General features: G+C 67.3%; 3 protein-coding genes. All 3 read left to right on the top strand.

All coding sequences use genetic code 11. The features are described 5' to 3' along the window. Positions 1 to 281: 281 nt before the first annotated feature. Positions 282 to 1475: a DUF6600 domain-containing protein gene (locus VKH46_12080; protein ID HKB71576.1), complete on the top strand. Its 1194-nt coding sequence runs from the start codon at positions 282 to 284 to the stop codon at positions 1473 to 1475. A 56-nt stretch (positions 1476 to 1531) separates the two neighbouring features. After that, positions 1532 to 3106 carry an ATP-binding protein gene (locus VKH46_12075; GenBank protein ID HKB71575.1) on the top strand — a complete coding sequence of 525 codons (1575 nt, stop codon included), beginning with the start codon at positions 1532 to 1534 and terminating at the stop codon, positions 3104 to 3106. 195 nt (positions 3107 to 3301) lie between these two features. After that, positions 3302 to 5279, top strand: a 1978-nt coding sequence (locus VKH46_12070; protein HKB71574.1) for a hypothetical protein, incomplete at its 3' end; no start/stop codon positions are given.

The following is a 5279-nucleotide window of genomic DNA, read 5'->3' as shown; positions in this document are numbered from 1 at the left end:
GCAACCCGAAGAGGATCGTCGTCGTCTTCTTGACGCGCCTCCGGCCTCGACCTCTTGGCTTTCACATCTAACCTGGGGGAGGCATCCCCCAAGCCCCCTCCGCAGCTGAGATCGGTGTTCCGAGCGCACTGGCGTGCGCGGGCGCGCTCGAGGCAACCCAAAGAGGATCGTGCGGCCTCGAACCTCTTGGCTTTCATATTCAACCTTGGGCGACCGGGATCGGCGTTCTGTGGTGGCACAGCGGTTGCACCGTTGTCCGGAATTCGAAAAGAGGAACGGCAATGAAACGCAAAACGTTGATTCTCCTCGCCGCTTTCGTCGGTTCTCTCGTCCTCTCCTCGCGCCCGGCCCGGGCGGAGGTGAACGTCAGCATCTCGTTCTTCTATGACGAGCTGTCTCCTTACGGCCGATGGGCCTCCGTTGGGAGTTATGGCGACTGCTGGATTCCGTCCAACGTCGCCGCCGGATGGCAGCCTTACACCGACGGGGAATGGGTCTACACCGAGTACGGCTGGACATGGGTTTCCTACGACCCGTGGGGCGGCGATCCGTACCACTACGGCACCTGGGTTTGGGAGGACCCGTGGGGCTGGGTCTGGGCGCCGGGAACGATCTGGGCGCCCGCCTGGGTGACGTGGTGCTACAGCGATTCCTACGTCGGCTGGGCGCCGATCCCGCCGAGCCTTTCGATCTCCTTTTCGGGATACGCCGGTCCTGCGGTCGTCGTTTCCCAGTCGCGATACGTCTTCGTTCCCGTCAACCGGTTCTCCGGAGTGCGCGTCTCGACCGTGCGGCTCCCGGTCCGGGAAAACGCGGCGATTTTCCCGAGAGTCCGCAAGGTGACCTCGTTCTCGGTCTCGCACGGCATCATGGTCAACCGCGGCCCGTCGGTCGACCGCATCGAACGGGCGGCGCGCACGCGGATTCCCCGGCGGTCGATTTCGGAGCTGAAGTCCCGCCCCGTGCCGCTCTCTTCCTCCGGTGTGACTCGCGGAAGGCGAGCCGCGGTCGTGTCTCCCGCACCGGTCCGTGCGCGGGAGATCGCTGCGCGCCGCGGCGGAGCACGCCCGGAAAGTCGCGGGGGCCCGCAGCGCGAAGCGGCCCCGCGCCGGGGAACGCACCCGGCGCCCAAGGGCAGCCGTGCGCCCGCGCCTTCGTCGCCCCCGCGCCGGGAGAAGAAGGGACGACAGGCGCCTCCGCCGGCGCGTCACGAAGCGCCTCCGCCGGCGCGTCACGAAGCCGCTCCGCCGGCGCGTCACGAAGCGCCTCCGCCGGCGCGCCACGAAGCCGCTCCGCAGGCGCGTCACGAAGCCGCTCCCCCTGCGCGTCACGAAGCGCCTCCGCCGCCGCACGGGCATCCGGCGGGAGAGCGCCGGGCCGCCCCGCCCAAGCACGAGCCCCCTCCGCCCCCGCCTCCGGCGGGGCGTGAGCACGGCCCAAAGAAGAAAGACACGGGTCCGAACCGTCGCGCGTGAAACGCGAAGCGCTCGTCCGGGACAGCGCACCGGCGAAAGATAGAATCGAATCGTTCATGAACGGCAACACCGCGGGCCCGCGGGAGATGGAGATGGAGGAGCTGCACCGAAGCGAGGAGCGGTTCCGGCTCCTGGTCGAGGGCGTCCAGGACTACGCGATCTTCATGCTCGATCCCGAAGGCCGCATCATCAGCTGGAACGTCGGCGCCGAACGGATCAAGGGGTACAAGACCGAAGAGGCGATCGGCCGTCATTTTTCGATTTTTTATCCACCGGAGGATATCGCCGCGGGCAAGCCGGCGAGGGAGCTTCGGATCGCCATCGCCCAGGGGCGTGTGGAGGACGAGGGGTGGCGCCTCCGCCGCGACGGCACCCGGTTCTGGGCGAACGTGTTGATCACGGCGCTCTTCGACGGGTCGGGTGTTCTTCGCGGCTTCGCCAAGGTGACCCGCGACATGACCGAGCGGCGGCGGATCGAGGCGCTGCAGGAAGCGGACCGGCAGAAGAACGAGTTCCTGGCGGTCCTCGCCCACGAGCTCCGCAATCCGCTCGCGCCCATCCGCAACGCGCTCTACGTCATCGGCCGGCCGGACGCCGGGCCCGGGGAGATCGCGCGCGCGCAGGCGATCGCCGAGCGGCAGGTACGCCACATGGCGAAGCTCCTGGACGATCTCCTCGACGTCTCCCGCGTGAGCCAGGGACACATCGAGCTGCGCCGCGAACGCTTCGATCTGTCCACGGCCGCGAGACAGGCCGTCGACGCGATGAGAGGCATCGCGCAGGAGCGCGGCCAGGAAATTCGGCTGGAGCTTCCCGAGGAACCGGTTCCCATCGACGCGGATCCGACGCGGGTCGACCAGGTCTTCATCAACCTGCTGAGCAACGCCGTCAAGTACACCGGGCCCGGCGGGCACATCGGCGTCTCGGTCGCGTGCGACGGCGAAGGCGCCGTCGTGCGCGTCCGCGACGACGGAAGCGGCATCGAGGCGGAGATGCTTCCGAAGATCTTCGATTTCTTCGTGCAGGCGGAGAGGCATCGCGGCAGCTCGGGAGGAGGCTTCGGCATCGGCTTGACGCTCGTTCGAAAAGTCCTCGAGCTCCACGGCGGCAGCATCAGCGCGTCGAGCGCGGGGCTCGGCCAGGGGGCGGAGTTCGCTTTCAGGCTTCCTCTGGCCGGCCCGGCGGCCGCCCGCGGGGATTCCGATTCCGCGTCGCTCGATGCGTTCGGCTCCGGAGGACCCCTGCGGATCCTCGTCGTGGACGACAACGTCGATCTCGCGGAGAGTCTCGCGCTGATGTTTCGTTTCATGGGGCACGAGGTGCGCACGGTGTTCGACGGGCCGGAGGCGCTTCGCACCGCCGAAGACTTCCATCCCGAGCTCGTTCTCCTCGACATCGGGATGCCTCTCATGAGCGGGTACGAGGTGGCTCGCCGTCTGCGTGGCGCGCCGGACGGCGGAGATCCGTTCATCGTCGCCCTCACCGGATGGGGGGAGCAGAGCGATCGCCTGCAGTCGAAGGGCGCGGGCATCAACGAGCACCTCGTCAAGCCCGTCGAGCCGCAGTCGCTCGAACGGGTCATCGAGAAGAGCCGGCGCCGCGCCGCGGAGAGAGGCTCCTCGCGCGGCTGACCGCCGCCCGCGAACCGAAGGCGTTCCCCGGATCAACGAAACGGGCGGGTATGTTCGTCTTCAAGCCAGTGGCGGCTCGATCCTGAAACTCTATTCTTTCCAAGAGGATATCAAATAAAGTCGCCGTGACACCCTCGCATCATTGAACAATCTGGAACTTTTGCGATAATCGCACCCAAAGAAAAGGGGGAATCCATGAGAACGGTGGTGGAAACCATCCGCCGGGTGCTGACTGTCCGTGTATCGATCATCGGTGCCGTGTTCGCCGCGCTGCTTGCGCCGACGACGGCGTTCGCCGTGTGGGGTGCGGAAACCGGCGTGATCGCTGGACTGAATGTTCCGCGAGCCGGCCACTCGGGAACGCGGCTCTTCAACGGCGACGTCCTGATCGCCGGCGGCGGGAACGCCGCGGGCCCGGTGCGCCGGGCGGAGATCTTCCATCCATCGTCGCGGTCCTTCTCGCTGGCGGGTTCCCTCGAATCGGGACGGGCCGACCACAGCGCGACGCTGTTGCCCGACGGGCGCGTCTTCCTGATCGGCGGGCGCGAGGGCGATCTTGGTCTGGCGTCGACCGAGCTCTCGGACGACGCGGGCGGATCATTCGAAAACGGTCCGGCGCTCAACCGGGCGCGCTACGGCCACTCGGCCACCCTCCTGCCTGACGGCCGTATCGTCGTCGTCGGCGGAGATTCCGGCGGCACCGTCGAGGTGTTCGAGCCCGAGAGCGGCGCCTTCCGACTCCTCGACGCGAGGCTGTCGGTTCCCCGCGAATTCCACGCCGCCGCGCTCCTGCACGACGGAAGGATCCTGATCGCCGGCGGCGTCGATCTCTCCGACGGCTCGGTTCTCTCTTCGGCCGAGATCCTCGACCTCGCGACGATGACGATCTCGCCGGCCGCCTCGCCGATGCGGACTTCGCGCTCGCGCTTGACGCTGAACGTCCTGCCGGACGGAAAGGTGCAGGCGATCGGCGGCGACGTGGAAGTCACGATGGAGATGTTCAACCCCGGAGGAAGCTATTTCACGGCACGCGCACGCCTTCTGGGCGCGGCCGGCGCGCTCTCGGCCGCGTTGAACACGCCGGGCCGCTCCGCGGTGCTTGGGCGTTCGCTGCCCGCTGACCCCGCCCTCGGGATGGGAGAGCGCACGCTGTCGGCGCGCGCCGGCGTTTCGATTCTCACGCCCGACGCCCTGGATCGCATCGAGGCCTCCGTGACGCGGAATCCATCGGCGGGATTCGCTCTCGCGACGGGCGGCCTTCGCGCCGAGGGCGTCCTGAGCACGGACTCCCTTTTGACGGGAGATTCTTTTGCGACCGTGACGACCGACAAGACGGACTACGCGCCGGGAGACACGGTCGTCATCACGGGGACCGGCTGGATGCCGGGAGAGACCGTTTCGATGCTGCTGCATCACGACGACGGCGATCCGGATTTGGCGCTGACGTCGATCGCCGACGATTCCGGGAATTTCATGAATTCCGATTTCGTCGTCGATGAGGGCGACCTGGGCGCGACGTTCCTGCTCACGGCGACGGGGTTGACTTCGAGTTATACGGCCCAGACGACGTTCACGGACGCGATCAGCCTTCAGGTCAAGGGATCCGACAACTCGCCCCATCAGAGCTCGGGGGCGGAGGAAAACCTCGGCAGCATCTCCCAGGGGACGCCCATCTCACTCACGTGCCCGCGACCCAGCGGCAACGGGCTCACCCTGAACGCGAACGGTGTCGGCTCGGGGAGCACGAACTGGACGCTCGCTTACGTCGGGGCCTACGGCGATGACTCCACGCTCTCGGGACCCGGAATCACGACCATCACCCCGTCGAGCGGAATGTTCAATTCCCTCAGCCTGCCCGAATGCATTGCTCTCACGATCACGACGGGAACGCTTTCGGTCGGGACGACCTACCACGGCGAGCTCCTCGCGACGGGAACAAATGTCACGGGCAACGGCAACGGACCGTACTTCTTCAAGTTCACCGTCGGCTGCCCCTCGATCGCCATCAACACGCAGCCGGCGAACGCCGCCGTGTGCCCGGGATCTTCCGCGTCGTTCTCGGTTGCGGCGACCGGCACGTCTCTCACGTATCAGTGGCGGAAGAACGGCTCCAACCTCTCCAACGGCGGCGCCATCACGGGCGCAACCTTGCCGACGCTGACGATCAATCCCG

The sequence above is a fragment of the Thermoanaerobaculia bacterium genome (assembly GCA_035260525.1).
Classification (GTDB): domain Bacteria; phylum Acidobacteriota; class Thermoanaerobaculia; order UBA5066; family DATFVB01; genus DATFVB01.
Note: the sequence above shows the minus strand (reverse complement) of the source record. Positions and strands in the feature narration are given on the sequence as shown.

What these genes read in the sequence shown, in the direction of transcription:
- VKH46_12075 (HKB71575.1), top strand. Translation starts at nt 1,532, where the DNA reads ATGAACGGCAACACCGCGGGCCCGCGGGAGATGGAGATGGAGGAGCTG.
- VKH46_12080 (HKB71576.1), top strand. Translation starts at nt 282, where the DNA reads ATGAAACGCAAAACGTTGATTCTCCTCGCCGCTTTCGTCGGTTCTCTC.